Source organism: Corynebacterium casei LMG S-19264 (assembly GCF_000550785.1).
Taxonomy (GTDB): Bacteria; Actinomycetota; Actinomycetes; order Mycobacteriales; family Mycobacteriaceae; genus Corynebacterium; species Corynebacterium casei.
Window position 1 is genome coordinate 295,338 of the sequence record NZ_CP004350.1, and the last position, 21,495, is coordinate 316,832.

The 21,495-nt window shown below is 54.7% G+C and carries 18 protein-coding genes and 3 tRNA genes; 12 read left to right on the forward strand and 9 right to left on the reverse strand.

Translation table 11 applies throughout. The features are described 5' to 3' along the window. Positions 1–22 precede the first annotated feature (22 nt). On the forward strand, positions 23–289 hold the full coding sequence (locus CCASEI_RS01535) for a MoaD/ThiS family protein (protein ID WP_006823765.1): 267 nt from the start codon (positions 23–25) through the stop codon (positions 287–289). 34 nt (positions 290–323) lie between these two features. Here CCASEI_RS01535 and CCASEI_RS01540 read toward each other — a convergent pair whose 3' ends face one another. Beyond that, a complete protein-coding gene (locus CCASEI_RS01540) occupies positions 324–725 on the reverse strand; it encodes a phage holin family protein (protein WP_025386952.1) in 402 nt (133 codons plus the stop codon). Between the two features lie 135 nt (positions 726–860). Between CCASEI_RS01540 and CCASEI_RS01545 the strand changes: the two genes are divergently transcribed. The 4 genes from CCASEI_RS01545 (at position 861) to CCASEI_RS01560 (ending at position 6,436) form a co-directional block, all read left to right on the forward strand. Continuing rightward, a tRNA-Ser gene (locus tag CCASEI_RS01545) sits at positions 861–952 on the forward strand. A 1,900-nt stretch (positions 953–2,852) separates the two neighbouring features. Next, complete coding sequence (gene mgtE, locus CCASEI_RS01550; RefSeq protein WP_006821618.1) at positions 2,853–4,217, forward strand: magnesium transporter; 1,365 nt, start codon at positions 2,853–2,855, stop codon at positions 4,215–4,217. A gap of 290 nt (positions 4,218–4,507) precedes the next feature. Next, positions 4,508–6,091 carry an SLC13 family permease gene (locus tag CCASEI_RS01555; RefSeq protein WP_025386953.1) on the forward strand — a complete coding sequence of 528 codons (1,584 nt, stop codon included), beginning with the start codon at positions 4,508–4,510 and terminating at the stop codon, positions 6,089–6,091. A gap of 272 nt (positions 6,092–6,363) precedes the next feature. Beyond that, positions 6,364–6,436: transfer RNA gene (locus tag CCASEI_RS01560), tRNA-Arg, on the forward strand. Between the two features lie 140 nt (positions 6,437–6,576). On the opposite strand, the gene CCASEI_RS01565 is transcribed toward CCASEI_RS01560, so the two are convergent. The 3 genes from CCASEI_RS01565 to pdxR form a co-directional block, all read right to left on the reverse strand. Then, complete coding sequence (locus CCASEI_RS01565; protein WP_038574337.1) at positions 6,577–7,761, reverse strand: IS1249 family transposase; 1,185 nt, start codon at positions 7,759–7,761, stop codon at positions 6,577–6,579. Positions 7,762–8,078: 317 nt separating this feature from the next. After that, positions 8,079–9,329 carry a DUF418 domain-containing protein gene (locus CCASEI_RS01570; protein ID WP_006821853.1) on the reverse strand — a complete coding sequence of 417 codons (1,251 nt, stop codon included), beginning with the start codon at positions 9,327–9,329 and terminating at the stop codon, positions 8,079–8,081. A 114-nt stretch (positions 9,330–9,443) separates the two neighbouring features. Continuing rightward, complete coding sequence (gene pdxR / locus CCASEI_RS01575) at positions 9,444–10,838, reverse strand: MocR-like pyridoxine biosynthesis transcription factor PdxR (RefSeq protein WP_006821852.1); 1,395 nt, start codon at positions 10,836–10,838, stop codon at positions 9,444–9,446. Positions 10,839–10,926: 88 nt separating this feature from the next. On the opposite strand from pdxR, the gene pdxS reads away from it, so the two are divergent. Further along, positions 10,927–11,850, forward strand: a complete 924-nt coding sequence (pdxS, locus tag CCASEI_RS01580) for a pyridoxal 5'-phosphate synthase lyase subunit PdxS (RefSeq protein WP_006821851.1) — start codon at positions 10,927–10,929, stop codon at positions 11,848–11,850. Positions 11,851–11,930: 80 nt separating this feature from the next. Here the strand turns inward: pdxS and CCASEI_RS01585 are convergent, their stop codons facing one another. Beyond that, entirely contained in the window at positions 11,931–12,947 is a 1,017-nt protein-coding gene (locus tag CCASEI_RS01585; RefSeq protein WP_025386955.1) for a prephenate dehydrogenase, read from the reverse strand. Between the two features lie 38 nt (positions 12,948–12,985). On the opposite strand from CCASEI_RS01585, the gene CCASEI_RS01590 reads away from it, so the two are divergent. The 4 genes from CCASEI_RS01590 to CCASEI_RS01605 all read left to right on the forward strand — a co-directional run bounded on the left by CCASEI_RS01590 (position 12,986) and on the right by CCASEI_RS01605 (position 14,477). Then, a complete protein-coding gene (locus tag CCASEI_RS01590; RefSeq protein ID WP_006821849.1) occupies positions 12,986–13,480 on the forward strand; it encodes a tRNA adenosine deaminase-associated protein in 495 nt (164 codons plus the stop codon). A 67-nt stretch (positions 13,481–13,547) separates the two neighbouring features. Next, entirely contained in the window at positions 13,548–13,994 is a 447-nt protein-coding gene (locus tag CCASEI_RS01595; protein ID WP_025386956.1) for a nucleoside deaminase, read from the forward strand. A gap of 52 nt (positions 13,995–14,046) precedes the next feature. Then, a complete protein-coding gene (locus CCASEI_RS01600; protein WP_006821847.1) occupies positions 14,047–14,259 on the forward strand; it encodes a CsbD family protein in 213 nt (70 codons plus the stop codon). 127 nt (positions 14,260–14,386) lie between these two features. Continuing rightward, positions 14,387–14,477: transfer RNA gene (locus CCASEI_RS01605), tRNA-Ser, on the forward strand. 68 nt (positions 14,478–14,545) lie between these two features. Here CCASEI_RS01605 and CCASEI_RS01610 read toward each other — a convergent pair. Further along, a complete protein-coding gene (locus CCASEI_RS01610) occupies positions 14,546–15,622 on the reverse strand; it encodes a YdcF family protein (protein WP_006821846.1) in 1,077 nt (358 codons plus the stop codon). 91 nt (positions 15,623–15,713) lie between these two features. Further along, the gene (locus tag CCASEI_RS01615; RefSeq protein WP_225868427.1) at positions 15,714–16,385 is read right to left on the reverse strand and encodes a phosphatase PAP2 family protein; all 672 of its coding nucleotides are present in this window, start codon (positions 16,383–16,385) and stop codon (positions 15,714–15,716) included. A gap of 309 nt (positions 16,386–16,694) precedes the next feature. Between CCASEI_RS01615 and CCASEI_RS01620 the strand changes: the two genes are divergently transcribed. Both CCASEI_RS01620 and CCASEI_RS01625 read left to right on the forward strand, forming a co-directional pair. Then, positions 16,695–17,165, forward strand: coding sequence for a transporter substrate-binding domain-containing protein (locus CCASEI_RS01620; protein ID WP_025386957.1), 471 nt, complete (start codon positions 16,695–16,697; stop codon positions 17,163–17,165). Further along, positions 17,162–18,181, forward strand: coding sequence for a cation diffusion facilitator family transporter (locus CCASEI_RS01625; RefSeq protein WP_025386958.1), 1,020 nt, complete (start codon positions 17,162–17,164; stop codon positions 18,179–18,181). The genes CCASEI_RS01620 and CCASEI_RS01625 overlap by 4 nt, the downstream gene beginning before the upstream one ends. A gap of 43 nt (positions 18,182–18,224) precedes the next feature. Here the strand turns inward: CCASEI_RS01625 and CCASEI_RS01630 are convergent, their stop codons facing one another. Together CCASEI_RS01630 and CCASEI_RS15155 are read right to left on the reverse strand one after the other, a co-directional pair. Continuing rightward, entirely contained in the window at positions 18,225–19,103 is an 879-nt protein-coding gene (locus CCASEI_RS01630; protein ID WP_025386959.1) for an SDR family oxidoreductase, read from the reverse strand. A gap of 54 nt (positions 19,104–19,157) precedes the next feature. Continuing rightward, positions 19,158–21,470: a diaminopimelate decarboxylase gene (locus CCASEI_RS15155; protein ID WP_081748448.1), complete on the reverse strand. Its 2,313-nt coding sequence runs from the start codon at positions 21,468–21,470 to the stop codon at positions 19,158–19,160. Positions 21,471–21,495 lie beyond the last annotated feature (25 nt).

The following is a 21,495-nucleotide window of genomic DNA, read 5'->3' on the forward strand; positions in this document are numbered from 1 at the left end:
GAACCATTGTAGGATAAGAGTCATGGTTGACGTGCACTTCTTCGCCGCTGCCCGGGACGCCGCTGGTTGTACCCACACGAGCTTTGAAAGCTCAGACGTTCCGGCCACGCTGGGTGATCTTCTAATTTCTCTATCCACTACTTTTACCGGCTCTACCGGCGCCGGGACCCCGATGGCAGACGTTCTTGAACGCTGCTCTTTCCTGCTCGACGGCAAGACCGGCACGGCGGAAACTTCCTTGCAGGGTGTTACCCGCGTAGACGTGCTCCCGCCTTTCGCTGGTGGCTAACTACGGAGCTGTTCAAGCGCGGTAACTGCGTGCGCTAGCTGCGTGCGCGCAGGGGGCTGGTGAAGAAATTCACGATGCCTGAGATGATTCCCAGGACAATGGCGCCGATGATGGCTGGCCACAGACCTTCAACGGCGAAGTGGGCATCTTGCAAGTCAATGACATTAAACAGCCACTCCGCAATCATCAAAACGATACCGTTAATAACGAGCGCGAAAAGCCCCAACGTAATACACGTCAAAGGCATGCCCAGCAGGCGAATGACCGGGGCAACAACTGTATTGACCAAGACGAAGACCACAGCCAAAACCAAGAACGCGGTGAGTTCTTCACCGGCCGCAGTGGTCAGATCGATTCCAGGGACAAATTCTACGACCACCCAAAGGCCCGCGGCGATAGCGATGACGTTTAATGCAAAGTTCCATAAAGAGCTCATGCCCCAGAGTATAAAGTAGTTCCCTGGCATCATTCTGCATGGTGGATTAGCCTTAGCTAAGCCTTACTGCCACCCTATTTGGTTCATGAGGGAAGTGGCAGGTATGCTGAACACCGCCTGTTTATAGGCAATGTTGGAGACGTGCCAGAGCGGCCGAATGGGGCTCACTGCTAATGAGTTGCTCTTTTAACAAAGAGCCGGAGGTTCAAATCCTCTCGTCTCCGCCACTGGGTTTCATCAAACCCTGAAAGGCCAGCCGGATGTAATTTTCTGGCTGGTCTTTTCTCATTCCTTCCCAGCATCGGATCGGTGCCTCATTGAAGTGGGGCGATTGAAGGTGGGGCAGCTGAGTTAAAGCTTTAAGATGAAACTGTAAGTTTTTACGTTCATCGATTTCCCAGGTAAAGCTAAGGATTGTCGGTAATTTTCAGCCACGAGGGCTATACAATCTATGTGTTCCTGAAAAATGAAGCTGGCGCCGATGGCATTTGGGGCGCATGCGCTGGCGGAATGGAAAACTTCTATAGTTATTGTGCGTAGACATAGTGATTTGTCGATTATTTGAGCTTCCCGTTACTGGAAAAAGCGATTTTGTTCACTAATTCACAAAAATTTCGTTAGAAGTAACGCAAAAGTCTTGCAATTCGATCGAGCGTGTTCTAGCATGAGAGCCATCAATGTAACGCACGCAAGCAGTCGCCTCGGACGTGAGTTGGAGATTATCGTTTGAGTTGGCCGTGCATATTATTCGTGTTCGAAATATGCTCCTTGGTGAGGCTAAATTGCTTTCACCAGCGGTTATGTTGACGGTAACCTCAGGCGGTACCCCCGTTTTGGGGCATTTGCTATGCCTAAAAGTTGCGTGGTTTACGCCTTTGGGATCTGGGAAAATATCTTTTTAAGCGCGGCCTTTCGTCTAAAATGTATAATATGCATGGCGTGAATATTATATGCGTTCTGATGTGGTGATTGCGCAGGTCGCCGGAAGCGATGCATACTCTAGGTACAAGTTCGTCACAAGGCGAGCAAACATCTATTTGAAAGGATCGTAATATGTTCACCCAGATCATCGATCTTCTGTCCAATGTTTTCTCCGGCGTTGCTGACTTCGTAGGCCAGTTCAGCTCCGAGACCTTTGACGCAATCGGCACCCTGTCTTCCAACGTATTCTAAGTAATACGGAAGTCGGCCCTCGCCGCCTGATGTAAGGTCGGGCGAGGAAGCTGTAGCGATATAGCGGGCGCTTCCCATACCTTGATTGGTATGGGAAGCGCTCCTTTTTGTTTTCTGTCAATCTCTTCCTGTGCTTACAGACCCTGATCGGGGAAAGTGCCCTCGTGGCCGAGCTCTCCAGCAGCAGCGTCCCAAAAGAAGGTCACGGTTGCCGTGTAGTTGGGCGCTTCAACGTTTGAGCCACCAGGTGCTCGCCCTTGTCCTGGATTTCCATGGCCTGCTGAGGGTAAGTTGAGTCGAAACCAAGGTATTCACTCTTGTGGGAAAACAAGATTTTCGTTTCGAACTGCGATTTTCCTTGCGGTTGTTGGATGGGTAGGGCATGGCTCAAGTCTGTGCAGGGGTCATAATTGCTCTTGCATTCACGGACCCAAGGGGGCATCGGGCGCGCTCGACGGGATGGGTGCCGTGATTGCATCGCTTGATGGGGAGATCTCGCAGTTTGGTTGTGGCGCGGGCGGTGGAGGTTCAGGAGATTCTGTCCTGGCTAGGGCTTCCGTGTTAGTAGCGGAAGGTGAAGTAGTAACCGGCACCATGCTTGGGGAACTTTCCAGGCTGCGTCGTCAATGTCTGCGCACGATACCGACCCGAAAGAGAGAAGGGCTGCGGCCAAAACTATGTGTGGGCGGCGCTTGAGTTGTGCTTTTAGAGTACGGGCATTAATTCATGATCGTATCAGCTATGAAACTAGAAGTGGACAGTATCACATGGGGAGTTTCGGTTTCCTTAACAAAAGTGTATCTAAGGTGCGCCAATAGCTTTTCGGCATTAAATTTTTCGGCAGTCTAAGCTGGGAGAGGGCTAAAGAAGATTTCCACGCTACACATTGGCCAAGGCATGCTGTTTAGCTCGACTGAGGCTGATGTGTAAACGATGTGGTTTATGGAGGTGCACATGAGCGATATGACAGACCAGTCAATGGATGTTTTGGATGATTGGTTGAAGACCGAAAAATCTATCGACCCGAAAGATGCACCTCGATTACAGAAACTTCTGGCGGACACACCGATCAAGGATGTTATCGCCCTAGTTGAGCGTCACAATGCGGCGCGTGCGGCATTGGCGTTGCGCTTGCTGTCACGGCAGCGGTCTATTGAAGTCTTTGATGCGCTGGATTCCGCGCACCAGGCGGACCTTATTGATGAGCTAGGCAATGCGGAAGTCTTTGAGTTCTTCGATGAGCTGGATCCAGATGACCGAGTATCACTCTTGGATGAGTTGCCCGCTGAAATTGCTGACCGCTTGCTGCGTTCGCTGACAAAGGACGAACGTGATGTCACCGGAGTGGTGCTGGGCTACCCGAAGGGAAGCATCGGCAGGCGAATGAGCCCCGAGGTTCCGGAAATCTACCGCGAGATGACCGTGGATGAGGCGCTCGCACGGATTCGTGAAACCGCTGATGGCCTGGAGACCATCTACACGCTGCCGGTCACGCGTAAAGACCGTCGCCTTGTGGGCGTGGTGTCATTTAGAACTCTGTTTACCGCGCGCGGCAATCGCTTGGTTGAAGACATCATGAATGAGCCGGTGTATGCCTACGCGCACGATGACGCGGAGGAAACTGCGCGTTGGTTCATGCCGCTGGACTTCCTGGCGATGCCAATCGTGGATGAATCCCAACGTCTGGTTGGTATTTTGACCTGGGACGACGCTGCCGACATTGTGGAAGAAGAAGACACTGAGGACTCCGCGCGTGCCGGCGGTACGGAAGCGCTGCAGCAGCCGTACATGTCTACGCCATTGATGAAGCTGGTGCGCTTACGCATCGTGTGGCTGTTGGTGCTGGCGATCTCAGCGCTGTTGACGGTGAAGGTACTTGATACTTTTGAAGACACCCTCGCCGCGGCTGTCGTGCTTTCATTGTTTATCCCCCTGTTGACGGGTACTGGTGGTAACACAGGCAACCAGGCTGCAACGACGGTGACACGTGCTTTGGCGCTGGGTGATGTCCGCTCGAAAGACTTCATGCAGGTTCTCTGGCGGGAACTTCGCGTAGGCCTAGTCTTGGGTACCTTGCTGGGTGCCCTGGGCTTCATTTTGGCCTCCCTGGTCTATGGGCTCGATATCGGCATAGTTATCGGCCTGACCTTGCTGTTGGTCTGTTCCATGTCTGCAACCGTCGGCGGTTTGATGCCGATTTTGGCCAAGACCATTGGCGCCGACCCAGCCGTATTTTCCAACCCGTTTATCTCCACCTTCTGTGACGCAACCGGCCTGATTGTGTACTTCCTCATCGCCAAGACGGTGTTAGGTTTGTAAACCCTCAACTTCACAAAAATGCGCCCACTCACCTGAACCTATGCTGTGTAACTTACCTAGTTACCCGGGGGTGATGTGGGTGTATTTTTGGCATCAATATTGTTTAAAGTTCCGATCTTGCAAAGATATTTTGTACGTTGTTTCTAAACCACTTCTGTGAATGAAGTCTCTAAATGCCTTGATTTTGGTAGAAATTTCATCAAGTTTGTATATGAATCTCTGCCACGTTCGGTGCATGGAGGCTTGGTTTGGAAGTAGCCCCGAGCATGATTTAGGAGCACACATATCTTATGTCGACCCCAGTTACGCAAGAATCGACGTCCCAAGCGGCGGGTGAGGAAGCCGAAGGCGTCAAGAAGTCTGAATGGCGCCGCCAAATCACAGGCATTTTTGTTGGCCTGATCCTCGCAGCCCTTGTATACGCCTTTTTCCCATCCAACTCCGTTGAAACCGTGCTGGAATCAACGGGCGCTAACCCAGAGACTGAATACACGCACCAGTCGCTGCGTATTGTCGCGGCTACCACTGTCCTGATGGGCGCTTGGTGGATGACAGAAGCAATTCCACTGGCCGCCACCGCCTTGCTCCCAATCGTGATCTTCCCAATCACGGGTGTCGCGGAATTCTCCGCAGTGGGCAGTCCTTACGCATCATCCACCATCTTCTTGTTCATGGGCGGCTTCCTGCTTGCCCTGGGCTTGCAGCGCTGGAACCTGCACCGCCGCTTGGCGCTGTACGTGGTCAAGGTTGTTGGTACTTCACCAAAGCGCCTGATCCTTGGTTTCATGATTGCAACGGGCTTCATGTCCATGTGGGTGTCTAACACCGCAACCGCAGTGGTCATGCTGCCAATCGGTATTTCAGTTCTGCAGCTGACGGCTGAAACCGTTGGCGGCATGAAGAACCAGAAGAAGTTCGCAACGTCGATGATGCTGGCTATTGCCTACTCCGCGTCCATCGGCTCCCTGGGCACTTTGATTGGTACCCCGCCAAACGCGCTGCTGGCTGGTTACATGCAAGAAGCACACGGTATCACCATTGGTTTCGGCCAGTGGATGATGGTCGGTATGCCATTGGCAATCGTGTTCACCGTCGTGGCATGGCTGGTATTGATCACCGTGTTCAAGCCAGAAATGGACCACATTCCAGGTGGCAAGGAACTCATTGATGAAGAGATTCACAAGCTGGGCAAGTGGACGGGTCCACAGATTCAGGTCGGCATCATCTTCGTCTTGGCCGCAGTAACCTGGGTTGGATTGCCATTGCTTATCGATGCCTTCGCGTGGGACATCCCTTATAACGACGCCATCGTTGGTATCGCCGCTGGCCTTTTGATGTTCACCTTGCCAGCTGACCGCAAGACCGGTGTCCGCCTGTTGGACTGGAAGACCGCAAATGAGCTTCCATGGGACGTTCTGTTGCTCTTCGGTGGTGGCCTGTCCCTGTCCGCAATGTTCACCGCCTCCGGTCTGTCCCTGTGGATTGGTGAGGTTGCTAAGGGTCTTGGCGCCCTGCCTATCTTCCTGCTCATGGGTGCTGTTGCTGCGCTGGTTCTGATTCTGACGGAGTTCACCTCCAACACCGCAACCGCAGCGACCTTCCTGCCAATCATGGGCGGTGTTGCCGTCGGTATCGGCCTGACCGCCAACGGCGAAGCCAACGTTCTGCTGCTGACCATCCCAGTGGCACTGGCCGCAACCTGTGCGTTCATGATGCCAGTGGCAACCCCGCCAAACGCTATTGCCTTCGGCTCTGGCTACGTCACTATTGGCGAGATGATCAAGGGCGGCGTCTGGCTCAACCTCATCGGCCTGGTTCTCATCACCCTGGCGGCGTACTTCGTTGCTATCCCAGTCTTCGGGCTCGTGATTTAACAACTCCCTATGTTGAGGTGCTTGTGCAACCTCAGCGGCTCAGAAGCCCAGCGACTCTTATTAACCATGAAGTCGCTGGGTTTCTTCTCTATCTATGACAGTCATGTCCCTCTCGGCAGCTCGAAGTGCGGACCGACTTAACGAGTAGATGAACTACACATAAAATCGCGGAAAAATAATAAACAACCAGCGGTTTTGTCAGTTTGTTAAAGTGTGAGTATAGTTAAGCAACGTTGCAGGGAACACCTACTAAGGGTTCACGGCAATGGGAAGCGCCCGTAGCTCAACGGATAGAGCATCTGACTACGGATCAGAAGGTTGGAGGTTCGAATCCTTTCGGGCGCACAGTGCAAAACCCCAGCTAGAATGGTTAATAACCAATCTGGCTGGGGTTTGTTCGTTGTTCTGTTCGAACTCGACCACGGCGACGCGGTCGCGGCCTATATGCCAAAAGTGGTGTCTGGCGGCGTGTCGGGGTGGGATGTTTAGCGGATGGTTCCTTTTCTGATTCCTACTGAGTGGTTGTATTCGGTTGGGATAGCATTGTCGTAGAGGGCTGGCCTTCCGGTTTCGTGGTTGGTGTGGTTCTCGGTGTGGGTTAAGACGTGGACTTTGGCGAGTTGGTCTTTTCCCCAGTTCTGCTGTCTGGCGATCTTGCGTGGGTCGTCAGGCAGTGGTGTTTTGTTGTAGAGCCACCATTCGAGCATTTTTCTTTGCCGTTCCCCGCCGCGCCCGCGGTGGCAGCGAGCGATGAATTTCAGTTGCGAGTTGATGCCGCCTTCTAGGCTGTTGGTATTTGATGCCCAAGATTCTTTGTCTATGGCTTGCTTTGGTGGGGTGAGGTAGGTAAATAGGTGTCCCTTTTTGTGCAGGTTAGTCAGCGAGTTATAGGCGCTGCGGACTCTGCGGTGGGTGAATTCATAGCGTTTGCCGGTGCGGTTTATTTCTGGGGGCAAGGGGGTTTTCTCGTTGAGGAAATCGTGGTGTTTGAGTCCGTATTTGTGGAGGTCGACGGCCCATTTTCGGGCTTGTTGCACGGTTTCTCTGCTTGTTAGTTCTAAGGCGAGATTATAGATTTCGCGTCCGGCTTCAGTCCGTGGCCGGGAGGTGACGTAGCGGCGAACAACTCGTTGGGCGTGGATGAGGCAGCGTTGGATCAAGGTGCTAGGCCAGAGCTTTTTGATGGCTGCTTGAGCACCTTGGCCGCCGTCGAGGACGACGCATAAGGGTGCTGCGAGTTTAGACAGTAGCTGCGTGTAGGAGTGGGTGGTTTCGTGTTTGCACCAGTGCCAGCACAAGACATGGTCGGGGGTTGAGGCTATGAGTAGGCATCCAGCTGCGGTGTAGGTGCCGTCGATGAAGATTTGGTCGTGGATGCGGTGTTTGTCAGGGTTGTTGGGTATTTCGATAAGCCATAGTGGTTCGAAGTAGCGGTATACGGTGCGGGTGGATACTTTCATCAGCCTGGCGCATTCGGTGATTGGGTAAATGCCGGTGACGTGGTTGTGGAAGTAGGTGAAGTGGCGCTTGGCAGTGATGTCTGGTCGGTGGGTTTGTTCGGATATTCCGCAGGTGGTGTTTTTACAGCGCCATCGGGTGCGTGCGTTTCTTTTCCCATTTTTCTTCATTTCCCCAGTGCATAGTGGGCATCGTGGTCGTATTTCGGGCATGAGAAATACAAAACCGCACCTGTTAGCACAGGTGCGGTAGAAACTTCGGGATTGACCGAAAAACTCGTGTGTGCAAGCTTTTTGACCTTGCAGAGTATTGATTTAGCTATTGAGAGCTGCGGAGATTGCCGGATCTAGACACCACTTTTGTCACATAGCCCGCGGTCGCTAATGGAACGCGGCAGTTTTGAGCAGTTTATGAAATGACGCAGTCCTCGCAAGGGGACAAGCGAGGACTGCGTTCTAGCGGGGCGAGTGTGCCGGGGGAGGGGGAGCAACTCACCACCAATCATCTAACAGGCACCCTCAGCAGATAGCTAGGGCTTGTGTATTCCAGTGGTCACGCGCTGTGCCGCAGCATGAATTACGGCTTCTAGTGGGCCGCGGCGGAAGAACCGGAACCAGAGCGCTGCGAGCAGCATGGGTAGTACTACAAAGAGTACGAGGCTGAGCCAGATGGAAATCATGGCTCCGCCGGCAAACAGCAACACCAGGAACCCGATGATGTGGCCAACATAGTAGGTCAGCGGCATCTTTCCAAGAGTGCTAAACGGGATGAGCACGGGTGCGGCAAAGTGCTCGATGAGTGAAAGCGCAGCCAAAACCAGCAAGACAAAACCAATTCCGCCGATGATTTCCATGATTGATCCGGAGTGGCTTGCGGCAAAGAGCAGGCTGCGGGCGTCGTTGAGGTTCGTCACGCCGAGGTCTGTATAAGCCATCGTGCCAAACTGGTCCATGAGCTGGTCATCGGTGGCATCGGCGAGAGCCGGATCCATGCCGCGGAAGACCGAGATGCGCTCGGACATGAAATCGGTGACGGTGACGAGTACAAAACTGGTGCCATAACCCACGACGACAAGTACGACGCCCCAGATGGCAGCCAGACGAGTGGTGAAGGTGGAGTCCAGAATCAAACGCCCGATGACAATGCCCGCGAGCAAGAAGGGAATCCAGGTGAGTACGGGATACATGCCATCGAAAAGCAACTGGCGAAAAGCCTGTACCGTGCCCTCGACGCTGGTGAAGCTGAAGATGGTGGGGACTCCGCCGATGACCAATTCATCACTGGTATCCCGCCACACCGTGCGCAACCAGAAGGACAATATCGGCGCTACAAGTGCCGTGAGCGCAGTCAAGATAACCAGGACACGAGTGGACAAGCGCAGCACAGGAATAGCCAGCAAAGACAGCACAGCGTAGGTGCTCAAAATGACAATAGGGCCGGCACTCAACAGCGGAAGCGTGATGCCGATGAGGAAAAGGATGATGGCGCGAACCAACAAGTCCCGGGAGCTGTTGCGATTGGCAAACCCCAAACGCTCGCGGTCTGTAACCGCATGGCTACGCGCAATCAATGCGGTGGACACACCCGCGAGGACCGCAAACATGATGGACGCGCGACCCGACACCAAAAATTCAATGGGCGCCGGAATCGGAACAAACGCAGCAATATGCGCCAGGAACATGCCGATAATTGCCAAAGCGCGAGCAGCATCAAGATAAGCAATCCGGGCCCGCGGCGCACGCACACTATGCGACGCAGGCGTTGCGGTTGAAATAGTCATAGCACCTATTTCAACCGATCCCTGGAGTTATTGATAGAGCGCTGACGATAAACTTCGTAGTAGAGCTGGCACTACCTTCGACGATCGCGGCGATGCAAAGACGATTTTTCTTGGCTATTTGAGGCTCGTTGCGTCTGCGATTTCGGCGAGCGCCCATTCGAGGGTGTCGTCATCGTGGGAGCCGAAACCAAAGACGATGCCGTTCTCGGCGTGGCTGCTGCCGCCCCAATATTTGGATAGTGCGGTGACCGCGATGCCGCGGGTGTTAAGTTCGGAGACGACGGCATCGGCAGGCTGTGCGCAGATGAGCACGGCGTGCAGACCACCGCTGATGGGGCGAAGCTCAGCACCATCGACGTTGGTGAATGTCGCTTGCACCGTGGCGCGCCGGCGGCGGTAAACGCGGCGAAGGCGTTGGGTGCGGCGTCTTAACGCGCCGGTATCTAGGAAATTAGCGATTGCGGCTTGGGTGATAGCGCTAACTGGCTGGCCAAGGACGCTGCGCAGTTCATTAAGACGCGGCGCAAGTGTTGGTGGGGCAACGAGGTAGCCGCAGGAAATATGCGGGCTGATAACTGAAGAAAAGGTGCCTAGCAGCACGGTGTGCTCAGCCGCGAGTGATGTCAGCGGCGGCAGGGGCATGCCGACGTAGCGCAGCTCAGAATCGAAGTCATCCTCGATGAGCAAGGTGTTGGCGCGCTCTGCCCAGGTGACCAGCTCAGTCCGGCGGTCAGCCGGCAATGAACCGCCGTAAGGATACTGGTGGCTGGGGGTAACAAGGACCGCATCCAGATCAGTCGGCAAATTTTCAACGACCAGACCCGAGGCATCGGTCGGAAGGTCAACAATGTCATAGCCCAGCACTTGTGGAACGCGGCGCAAACTGGGGTAACCAGGTGATTCCACACCAATGCGTGCGGCGCCATTAAAAGTGCGCAACAACAGCGTGAGCCCTTCGCGTGCACCGGCGGTGACAATAATGCGGGATGGGTCAGTAATCAGCCCACGCATGCGGCGCAGGTGCTCAGCAATCTCCACGCGCAGATCCATGAGTCCCTGCGCAGGGCGCTGCGCAGGGGGATTGGACGACGCCGCGCGCCACGATGCACGCCAGGCGGAGTCAATCAACGTGGAGGTATCAGGCACACCCGGGTCAAGACTCACCGTGCGCGGACCGGAGGGATGTTTCGGTGCCTGCGGTGCCGGAGGCGTTGAAACTTCCAGTTCCTTGGGTTTTAACAAATGCAGATGCGGGTTAATGGTGGTGCCTGAACCGTGCGTGGTCACGATGTATCCCTCAGCCGCGAGTTGGTCATAAGCGGTGACCACGCTGCCGCGGGAAACCCCGAGTTGTTTCGCCAAAGAACGGGTGCTGGGAATGTGGTCGCCGGGGCTTAATATTCGCTGGGCCACGAGAGCTCGAATCTGGGTGGTTAGCTGCGCTGGGATCGGTAAATTTTGCTCTGGGTCGAGTACCAGCGGCAATGAGGAGACGAGATCGGAACGCATGGATTAATCATGGCTCTAAAAGTGGTCTAATGCAATTGGTTCAATGTGGCTCTGTCCATAAACCACTTTGCGGGGTTTGATAATGCCCATGACTCAAACATTTGTTGAAGAAAATCAGAGCAAAAACTACCCGGAGACCGCTGGCACGCCCGTCAAGCGCGGCATCGCGGACTCCTTCAAGGGTGGCGTGATCATGGACGTGGTTACCCCGGAGCAGGCACGAATCGCGGAAGCATCCGGCGCGACCGCTGTCATGGCGCTAGAACGCGTGCCAGCGGATATCCGTGCGCAAGGTGGTGTGGCGCGTATGAGCGACCCGGACCTTATCGAAGGAATCGTCAACGCGGTGTCCATCCCAGTAATGGCCAAAGCGCGCATCGGCCACTTCGTTGAAGCACAGGTTCTGGAAGCTCTTGGCGTGGACTTCATCGATGAGTCAGAGGTGCTCAGCCCGGCGGACTTCGCGCACCACATCAACAAGTGGAAGTTCAATGTTCCATTCGTGTGCGGCGCAACGAACCTGGGCGAGGCGCTTCGTCGCGTCACTGAGGGCGCTGCGATGATTCGCTCCAAGGGTGAAGCCGGCACCGGCGATGTCTCTGAAGCAGTGCGTCACCTGCGCACCATTCGCGGCGACATCAACCGCCTGCGCACCCTGGACGAGGATGAGCTCTTCCTCGCCGCCAAAGAGTTCCAGGCGCCATTCGACTTGGTGCGTGAGGTTGCCGCCACTGGCAAGCTCCCAGTGACCACCTTCGTGGCTGGTGGCGTTTCCACTCCTGCCGATGCCGCCCTCGTTCGCCAAATGGGAGCCGAAGGCGTATTCGTCGGCTCCGGTATCTTCAAGTCCGGCAACCCAGAAGCCCGCGCCACCGCAATCGTGAAGGCCGCGCAGCATTTCGATGACCCATCCGTCATCGCTGACGTCTCCCGCGGTCTCGGCGAAGCCATGGTCGGCATCAACGTCGCCGACCTTCCCGCCCCTCACCGCCTTGCAGAACGTGGCTGGTAATCACTACGCTTAACCGCAACACCACACCCTCTCACGACGAAAAATCGTGATGGTGTGGTTTTCCAGTTTTCAAAGTGGTTTTAGTAAACCTCGATGCGCCCGCCGAGGGACTCGGCTTGTTTGAGGGTGGAGACCCAGCCGTAGGCGCCGGGCTTGAGGCGAAGCACGGGGCGGGAGGAAATCTTGACGGGGGAGACGGAGTTCTTGTGTGCGCCGGAGCGTGCGTCGAGGCGGGTGCGGGAGCGGTAGCCGGCATCAGCAAGGTAGCTTAAGTCGGCGGGGTCGGCGGCGAGGGCGTCGCGGGCATCGGCAAGCAAAATGAGTGCTTCGTCGAGTGCTTCTACGAGCGCGGCGGAGTTGGTCTCACACATCTGGCGGACCAGTGCTGGCGAGGTACCCGCTACTCGGGTGCCGTCCTTGAAGGAGCTGGCGGCCAGGGACTGAGCCAAAATTCCGCCGTTGTCGCCTACTACGGCGAGGGCCTCAGCCAGCACGTGCGGCAGGTGGGAGACGCGCGCGACGGCTGCGTCGTGATTAGCCACATGCACCGGAATAGCTTCCGCGCCAGCGAGCTGAATCAGTTTGGTGACATCGGTGAACAAGTCCACCCAGAACTTACCGGGGTTATCATTTTCCACGGCATAATCAAAAGCGATTGCCCACGCGGCCTGCTTAAACAAGCCGGTGTGGGAATGCTTCCAGCCGGAATCCGCGGTGCCCGCCATCGGGTGGGAACCCACGTATTGTGCTTCCAGGCCACGATCGCGTACCAAGCGAAGTACTTCTGCCTTGACGGAGACAACATCAGTGAAACCACACTGCGGGGCGTGTTCTTTAATAGCGTCCAAAATTTCGCCGACCGCATGCATGGGGACGGCTATGACGATCAAGGCGTCGTCGGTAGCCGCGCGCTGCAACGTGGCAACCAAATCATCGGAGGCATCGAAGCCCTCCTTGATGGCCGCACGTGCGCCGGAGGTAGAGCGATTGAAGCCATAAACTGGCTGGCCGTGCGCGGCAACATCACGAAGAAGGGAACCACCGATCAAACCTAAACCGATAATGCAGGTTGGGCGAAATACATCTTTTGAACTCACAGTGACAATTCTGGCACAAAACGACTAATCTCACGCATATGAGCGATGACGATTTTGACGGCTACTCATTCGCCATCACCGCCGCAGTTGGTGAGGGCGTCTGGGATGTGCGCAGCTTTGATGATCCTTTTGAGAATCCGCAGACCTCGGCCAAGGCGGTGAGGCAGTTGCGCGCGGAGGGCGCGGCCTTTGCCATGCTGTGCGTTGACGATGACTACTTTGTGGTTGTTCGCCCTGTTCCGGGCGGTGCGCGTTGGTTTATCTCTGATGCCACGATGGCTGTCGATGATGACTTCGCTGCAGGTGTGCTGGAGGAAGCCGGCTGCGAGATTCCAGACATCGACCCGCAGGACTTAGACGATGTGGACGGCTACGCGGATGGTGACTTCGATATTTTCGCCGACCTGGGCGTGAGCGAAGACCAGCTGGCGGCATACGTGGACAATGATGAGGATTACCCCTCTGACATGCTGCTGCGCATTGCCGGCGAGTTGGGTTTTGGAGATGAGCTCGAAGAAGAAATTAATTCCTAGCGTGCCAGAAGTTTCACAAGGGCCCGGGCTTCCAATGGAGCAGGGGCTGGTGCAGGCAACCCAGCGCATGCACCGCGCGCTGGAGGTTGCCGCGACTACGCCGGCGGGTGATGTGCCCGTAGGTGCGGTTATTTATGGCCCCGATGGCCGGGAGCTGGCCACCGGGGTGAATCGTCGTGAGCAGCTGGCCGATCCAACGGCGCACGCCGAGGTCGAGGCTATTCGCGCTGCCGTGGCCGTCTTCGGTGATGCTTGGCGTCTGCAGGACTGCGAGTTGGTGGTCACTTTAGAGCCCTGCGCCATGTGCGCGGGCGCGGCGCAGGCAGCCCGAGTGGGCTCCGTTGTATTCGGGGCATGGGAGCCAAAGACGGGCGCGTGCGGTTCGCTTGTTGATGTCCTCCGTGCTCCTGGTGCCCTGTTTGTCCCGCAGGTGCGCGCCGGAGTCTTGGAACAGCAATGCCAAGAAATATTGCGTGAATTCTTTGAAGATCTTCGCGGCGGCGCGCGGGAATAATAAGTATTATGACGAGGGTAATACAAACGCTTAAGAATGAAGGAGGCTCACAATGGGCGATTTTGGAAACAAGAAAGACGAGTTCGTAGGCAAGGCAAAGGAAACCTACGGCGAAGCAACTGGCGATGAGAAGACCGCTAACGAAGGCAAGGCAGAGCAGGTAATTGCTGATGCCAAGGAGAAGTTCTCTGACGCAGCTGATTCCATCAAGGACAAGGCCAATGAAGTCCTTGGTTCTTTCAAGAAGGATGAGGACGAAAAGTAAGTAACTAATTTCGTCCAATGCTTCCGCCTTTCGCCGCTGTAGCTCCCCGTGGTGTCATTGACAATGTCACTTGGGTAGCGCAGCGGCGATTTGGTTTCTTTGATCTTGCTGCAGTAACCTTGTTCGCGGTGGCGTGTCCGAGCGGCCGAAGGTGCTCGCCTCGAAAGCGAGTGTTGGGTAACCCCCAACCGAGGGTTCAAATCCCTCCGCCACCGCCAAAATTTCAAGCCTCCCGGGGCATCGTTTTAAGATATTTTTCTTAGCGGTGACCTCGGGATTCTTGTATCTAGACCGCTGGCACCGGCACCATGGTGGGCACAATAACGATGGTAAAGCTGATAGCTACGATGATCAGCACGAAGATACTTAAGACCGTGAAGCGAAGGCGGTCACGGATAACGCCCACGAATTCTCGGATGAATGCGCTGGGAAAGTAATACCATGCAGTCGGTGCGCCAACAACGTGCGCGTGCATTTCTAATGAACGACTAAGCAGCGCTGCGCGAAAGACGTGGTAATTATTGGTCGCTACGACCACGGGCGCGTTCGGTTCTGAGAGGAGCTTCCGAGAAAACCGCAGGTTTTCTTCGGTGGTGCGGGACTCGGTCTCTGCAACCACACGGGAAGGCTCAGCGCCATGCTCAATAAGATAATCACGCATGGCTTCGCCCTCGGGGCGGGGTTCATCAGCGCCTTGACCACCGCTGGTAATAATTGTCGGGCGAGACCCGAATTGTGACTGGACAGCGAAACCACGCTTGAGCCGGGCAGCTAGAAGCGGTGGCACTTTGCCATTGATAAGCCCTGAGCCCAAGACAATGATGGCCTCAGGCTCTGTGCGAATGCGACGACGCTGGTACAGCAGCCAAGCTGCGATGAACGCGGTGAAAGTGAAGCCGAAGTAGAACACAATCAGCATCACTGTCAGGTGCGCGCCGTAACGGAGCATATACGCCGTATCCGTGCTGACGGTATCTGACGGGGCCAGCATGCGCATGGTTGCTGGCAGAAAAAATAGGCCAATACCGGCTAACAGTGCCAATGCATTGCCCAGGGAGCGGCTTTCTTTGCGCAGGATTGTCAGACCCGAATAAAGAAGGAAGATCACGAGCGCGGGATAGCCGATGATGTTGCCGAGCAACAAGACAACACCGGCGATAAGCACCACGATGGTCAGCGGCGCGGGGTTACCGAGGTTGCTAAACCACAGGCCGATACCTAGAGCGAGCAAGCCGGAGCCCATGGCTAAATAGACAGGAGTGGCAATACGCCGACCATCGCGAATGAGCCCAGTGATACCAACAATAAGAAGCAGCGCGCCGAGAATACTTAGGCCAATAACGATGGCTGGTGCGATTGTCATTTCAGTTCCTTCCTCGAGAGCTGTTGTGCAAATTCGAGCCTGCGCCAAGTTGCCCAGTACACCAAGCCAGCAATGATAGACCCGGCGGTGGCTAGGCTATTTGCCGCCAGGTATAAATCCCATTCGATGACCGGATCGCGCAAATCTTGCATTCCAGCGAGATATCCCATAAGAGCGCAACAGCCAGTGTCATAAACCCACCAATAGACATCAACACGACATAGATAACCCGCAGTTTCGGACGGTATTCCGTTCTTTGAATAGCGCCGTAGCGAAGCAGGACAAGCGCCGCGATGGAACCCACAATGAGTGCTACGAAATCTGCACCGATGGTGTCAGAGAGCCGGTGCCATTTGGCGGTAACAGAATAAGCACCGATGCCTACTGACCAGGTCATTACAATCAACATGGCTAAACCACGGCAGCGATAAGGAACCACTAATATGGCTGCTACCAGCACCGTCATCGCGATAGTCGTGTGTCCGCTGGGGAAAGAATTGTGCGCATAATCGCCGGTTACTTCTACTAATTCTGGCCGCGGCAAGATAAAGCGTTTTAACGCTTGGGTGATCACTTGTCCACCAACAATGACGCCGACCGCTACGAATGCCAAAAGAACTTTCCGGCGCAGCAGCGCGATAAGTCCAATCACTGCGGTGGCGATACCCAGAGTCCAGATCGTGATATCTCCCAGGCCTTCCCACGCTTCATCACTATCAGCTGCCGATGCCTGGTCAGCGCCCCTGAGCGCAGCATTTTCCAATGCCTGCCCCCATAGGAGTCAGCACAGCCACTGCATAAACCGCAGCGAGTAAAACAATGGAGAACCCAAGCAAAGCCCACCAGCGCCGTGCCGACATGGATGAGGGGTTTATCGGGGTCCTTTGAGTTGAGTTCATTGGGCTTTCTTCGTGGGGGCTATAAAACAAGGCTGAGAGGCGGTAGGGCGGTTAAGTCTAATTAACAGCCTTAGGTTACTTGATGCGTGAAACCCATTGCGGTTCAGACGCTGCCACCTGTTCGAGGAATAGACGTATCCTGAATTCAACCGCGAAACCAGAAGGACTAAGTCATGGGCAGGAACACACTGCGAAAGGCTGCTTCATTAGCAGCATGCTTACTGCTGCTTTCTGCTTGCGAAACTATCCCCGCTGATTCCATTGGCACGCTGGATCGTGCACGTGATGGGGAATTAGTAGTTGGAGTTTCAGAGCACCATCCGTGGACGGATGTTTCAGAAAACGGGGACTACTCAGGGTCTGAAATAGAGCTCATTGAAGGGTTCGCTGAAAGTATTGGTGCAGACGTTCAATGGTACGCCGCCCCCGAATCTGTGCTGGCGGGCAAAATCAAAGAAGACCAGCTAGATGTTGCTATCGGCGGTTTAACCTCTACTTCCCCGTGGTCAACACATATGGCGTTTACTCGTCCGTATACGAAGGTTGATGGGGAAAGCATGGTGATGGGCACCCGGCTTGGAGAAAATGAGCTGCTGGTGGCACTGGAGCGTTATTTGGCGAAGGAGTTTGGTGAGATTTCATGAAGCTCAGGATGGATAAGCTAGGGAAACCAAAGCACGACAGGCTTCCTGAGAAGCTGCAGGACACGATGCACAAGGCTGTGCGTTTAGAGTGGGTCACCATCGGTTTTGTCAGCGTCACTATCATTTTGGTCGGAATTGTTGCCGGGCAATCACAGGCGATGCGTAGCGCGTGGGTAGAAGATATGCTTTCTTTGGTCCCTCCCGTTGCCTTTCTTATTGCCTCGCGGATTATCCGGATAGCGGCCAATAGAAAACAGCCTTATGGCTATCACCGCGCTATTGCGATCGGCCATCAAGCCGCCGCGATGGCGCTGCTCATCATGGGCGGTCTATTGGTCTATGAGTCAATTTCGGCCCTTATAAAGCAGGAAAAACCTCCGATTGGAGTGATAGTCCTCTTTGGCCATGATATTTGGATGGGGTGGCTGATGATTACCATCATGGCTATCACCGCTATCCCGATGGTGATTCTCGGACGAATGAAGCTTCGCCTGGCCAAAGAACTGCACGATAAGTTGCTTTACGCAGATGCTGATATGGCGAAGGCAGATTGGGGTACTGCGGCTGCCACTATTGTCGGCGTGCTCGGTATTGGTCTCGGATTCTGGTGGACTGACTCTATCGCCGCATTAGTAATTTCAGTGTCTATCGTGAAAGACGGAATTACCAATATCAAGGCAGCTGTGTCAGGACTCAGTGATGCTCGTGCCACCCGGTATGATAACTCGGCATTCCATCCGCTCACCTACGACGCCGAGAAACTCGCTCGCGAGACGGGTTGGGTCTTGCAAGCCCGGGCGCGCATTCGCGACCAGGGGCACATCTTCCATACGGAAATGTTTGTAGTTCCAGTATCTGATTACGTGCCTACTCTGGAAGAAACTGGCCATTTGCGAAACCAGATTGAAGAATTGGACTGGAAACTGCAGGATACAGTCGTAGCAGTGGTGGAAGAGCTAGACAACCAACAAGTACCGCCCTCGGATGAGAATCAAGCCGAGAGCGGTACTGGATAGGTTTTCAATCAGCGTAGTTGCAGCTTCATGAGAGTTGTTTCGCTTAAGGGGTGGGTGTTCCTCCGGTAACACCCAGGGTTTCACCGGCAACGTAGCTAGCTTCATCAGATGCTAGGAAGACGTAAGCGCCGGCTAACTCGACTGGATGGCCAGCTCTGCCGATTGGTGCGTGCTGGCCAAAACCTTCAATCTTTTCCTGGGGCTGGCCATGACTTGGCTGCAGCGGAGTCCAAAATGGCCCCGGTGCTACGGAGTTTACGCGGATGCCTTGCTCGATGAGACTCGCTGCCAGCCCTTTAGATAGGTTGTTCATAGCGGCCTTCGTCATGGCGTAGTCCAACAAGGTGGCTGAAGGTTCATAAGCCTGGATCGAGGATGTGAAAATGATGGAAGAACCAGGCTGCAGGTGGGGGATAGCGGCCTTGGTGACGCGAAATGTCCCGTACAGATTGACCTGCATGGTGTGATCAAAATCTTCATCATCAATGTTGGTCAGGCCATCAGCCCATACTTGGCGTGAAGCATTATTGACCAAGATGTCTAGGCCGCCGAGAGCCTCGACGCTTTTTTCCACCAGCGTGCGGCAGTATTCCGCGTCCTTGAAATCGCCTGGGTATGCAAATGCTGTTTGGCCGGTATCTTCAATGGCTTTGATGACACGGTCGGCATCAGGTTGTTCTTCTGGAAGATAAGCAATGGCTACGTCGGCGCCTTCGCGTGCATAAGCAATGGCAACGGCTGCGCCGATACCGGAATCGCCGCCGGTGACCAAAGCCTTTCGGCCCCGTAATCTGCCGCTACCTTGGTAATTATCAAGGCCAATGTCTGCTTGTGGTGACAGTTCAACGTCAAGGCCTGGTTCGGGTTGTGTTTGTTTTTCTGGGTCAACAGTGGGGTATAGCGTACGTGGATCTTCTGGCATTTTCGGTGCCTCTTTCCTCGAACGAATCATTGGACAGCACCCAGCATAGGGACATTAGTGGGAATTTTCGATGTCGTCTTTTTCACCTAGTGGCCACACAACATTGGCGGCTAACGGGATCTGGTGGGATGCACTTTCTAGAATGTGCATGAAGTATCCGGCAGTATTAGGGATAGCAATGACATCACCTGGCTTAACGCCGTGCGGGAAGCGAATACGACGGCGTAAAATGAGCTCGTCTTCGATGCAGTAGGCGCCCACTAAATAGGCTTCAAGTTCTTCGCCTTCAGTCTGATTCACGCTATCAGTGACATGCAGTGGGTCAATTAGAAAATCATCGGATGTCGTGCGGCATTGTGTACGGTTCATTGCCACACCAACCAATGGCAGTCCGTCACTGCGAGTCTTAACAAAGGCCACTTCCGTCAGAATGAGGCCACACCCATCAAGCAAACTCCGGCCGGGCTCCAAGTGCAGGCGCAGCCCGCGATCGATGAGCATCTGCGCAACACCGTCAGCAAGTACGTCCTCAAGCCATGCTCCGCGAACTGGTGACTGGTGGAAAGGGTAGGTGTTGGACAGTGGGTCAGCTTTCCATGTGAAAGGATCGGCATAGCCATCTAATACGGCATTGCGCGCATCGTGGTAGCGAGCCCATTGTTCAGAGGAGTCGATATAGCTCATAGGCACGCCACCTCCGAGATCTATGAATTGGGGTAAATGACCCGAGCTACGGAGAGAATCGATGAGATTGCAACACTCACGAAGGGCAATGGAACGGTCTTTTGCTGCGTAGCCATGAAGGTGAACATGCAACCCGACAATGTCGATGCCAGGGATTGGCGTATTGAGATGTTCTGCCCACTGAGCTGCTCGTTGACCAAAACGCGTTAGCGGCATGGACAAGGGATCGGGAGCTACACGGGGAGCTACCCGCGCAACTCGGCCGGCGGCTAGGTCCGCGATCCGATCAAGTTCATCGCGTGAGTCTGCAGAGATAACAACGCCTTGGGAAATTGCTAGTTCAAGTAGGCGATCCGGTTTAATAGCTGCTGATAAAATGATTCGCTCGCCTAGTACTCCTCGGTCGAGCACTTGCGCCAGCTCACGCTCACTAGCCACGTCAACACCATGTCCTGCATCGCGTACGGTGTCAACGAAAGTTAATGCCTTATTGGCCTTGCGGGCAAAAAAGATTCGGGTATCCACACCCATCTTCTTGCCTGCATTAACTAGCTCATCAATATTGTTTGGAAGCGAGCCCGCATGTAATACGTTGACGGGACTGCCGAACTTCTCAAGTAAGCCCCGGCACGTGGAAGGATCTGACACGAGTTCTTCTGCCCATGACTCGATGCGAGCAGTCAGAGGTGGGATGCCGTGAGCATGGTGGGTGGCGGAACATGCACTGTTTATAACCCGCTGTGCCCAACGAGGGATAACGTCATGCAGGGTTCGTGACAAAGTATCATTTCCTAGCACGACATCTTCAGTCATCCGACCTACCGCAGCTAAATGTTTTTGACCGATGACCGAGCCGTCACGAGATACATCTAAACCTCTTGTGCCAGGACGGATATGAGCGTGGCCTTGCTCAACCAAGCGGCCAATTATGGTTCCGGGAATAACACCAGGTGGTGATATTACAGCGTCAATAACTACCGTGATGTCCAGCTCTTTGACGAGGTCTGTCAGCGGTTCGTTACCGCGGTCAAGGTGGGAGATATCCACCGTTCCCTGTTCGATGAGGGTCTGAAGGTGCATTGCACTTTCGGGTGGCGGGCCAAAAGCGACGCGTTCCATTTCGCGGGCTAACTCCGCGAACCCGTTCAAACTATCGCGGCCTCCGTAAGAAGCGCGTTCCACAATGCTGGGATACATATCGCGCCAAGCAACTCCTAAGCCCCAAGCATCATTTTCTATGCCGGCGCGCTGTTGCACCTGGTACGAGACATCATGAAGGACCGCTTGAAGCTCAGATAGATCTTTGACGCATGATATCTTCTGGGCTCCAGCGTCCAAGATGTCACTGAGATCAATCCCGCTAGTATCAGGCTTAGAAGACATTAGTTGGCCTGTGCGGGTGATGGGAATAAAGACTGCCGGTTGGCATACGCGCGTGATGTCGATAAAGGTTAGCGCGGCTCCCCGTACAAGAACACGGTCGTGTGGCCCGATATCGTCCAGGTTGCTGGCCGGGTATGGAGAAGAAATAAGGCGTACGTTTTCAGGGACATCGTGGTGAGTTAACGCACCAGGCCCGTGCGCAGCATGACCTGTAGCTAACAGCACCTCATCGAAGTGCTCACCATGTACTGTCCATCGGCCGTTTGATTCTGGATCGGGTTCGAGATCTTCGACATGCATTGCGTGTTCCGTGAAACTGCAACCA

What these genes read in the sequence shown, in the direction of transcription:
- CCASEI_RS01610 (WP_006821846.1), bottom strand. Translation starts at nt 15,622, where the DNA reads ATGACAATCGCACCAGCCATCGTTATTGGCCTAAGTATTCTCGGCGCG.
- pdxR (WP_006821852.1), bottom strand. Translation starts at nt 10,838, where the DNA reads ATGCGTTCCGATCTCGTCTCCTCATTGCCGCTGGTACTCGACCCAGAG.
- CCASEI_RS01625 (WP_025386958.1), top strand. Translation starts at nt 17,162, where the DNA reads ATGAAGCTCAGGATGGATAAGCTAGGGAAACCAAAGCACGACAGGCTT.
- pdxS (WP_006821851.1), top strand. Translation starts at nt 10,927, where the DNA reads ATGACTCAAACATTTGTTGAAGAAAATCAGAGCAAAAACTACCCGGAG.
- CCASEI_RS01630 (WP_025386959.1), bottom strand. Translation starts at nt 19,103, where the DNA reads ATGCCAGAAGATCCACGTACGCTATACCCCACTGTTGACCCAGAAAAA.
- CCASEI_RS01540 (WP_025386952.1), bottom strand. Translation starts at nt 725, where the DNA reads ATGAGCTCTTTATGGAACTTTGCATTAAACGTCATCGCTATCGCCGCG.
- CCASEI_RS01590 (WP_006821849.1), top strand. Translation starts at nt 12,986, where the DNA reads ATGAGCGATGACGATTTTGACGGCTACTCATTCGCCATCACCGCCGCA.
- CCASEI_RS15155 (WP_081748448.1), bottom strand. Translation starts at nt 21,470, where the DNA reads ATGCATGTCGAAGATCTCGAACCCGATCCAGAATCAAACGGCCGATGG.
- CCASEI_RS01570 (WP_006821853.1), bottom strand. Translation starts at nt 9,329, where the DNA reads ATGACTATTTCAACCGCAACGCCTGCGTCGCATAGTGTGCGTGCGCCG.
- CCASEI_RS01535 (WP_006823765.1), top strand. Translation starts at nt 23, where the DNA reads ATGGTTGACGTGCACTTCTTCGCCGCTGCCCGGGACGCCGCTGGTTGT.
- CCASEI_RS01555 (WP_025386953.1), top strand. Translation starts at nt 4,508, where the DNA reads ATGTCGACCCCAGTTACGCAAGAATCGACGTCCCAAGCGGCGGGTGAG.
- CCASEI_RS01565 (WP_038574337.1), bottom strand. Translation starts at nt 7,761, where the DNA reads ATGCCCGAAATACGACCACGATGCCCACTATGCACTGGGGAAATGAAG.
- CCASEI_RS01620 (WP_025386957.1), top strand. Translation starts at nt 16,695, where the DNA reads ATGGGCAGGAACACACTGCGAAAGGCTGCTTCATTAGCAGCATGCTTA.
- CCASEI_RS01600 (WP_006821847.1), top strand. Translation starts at nt 14,047, where the DNA reads ATGGGCGATTTTGGAAACAAGAAAGACGAGTTCGTAGGCAAGGCAAAG.
- mgtE (WP_006821618.1), top strand. Translation starts at nt 2,853, where the DNA reads ATGAGCGATATGACAGACCAGTCAATGGATGTTTTGGATGATTGGTTG.
- CCASEI_RS01595 (WP_025386956.1), top strand. Translation starts at nt 13,548, where the DNA reads ATGCACCGCGCGCTGGAGGTTGCCGCGACTACGCCGGCGGGTGATGTG.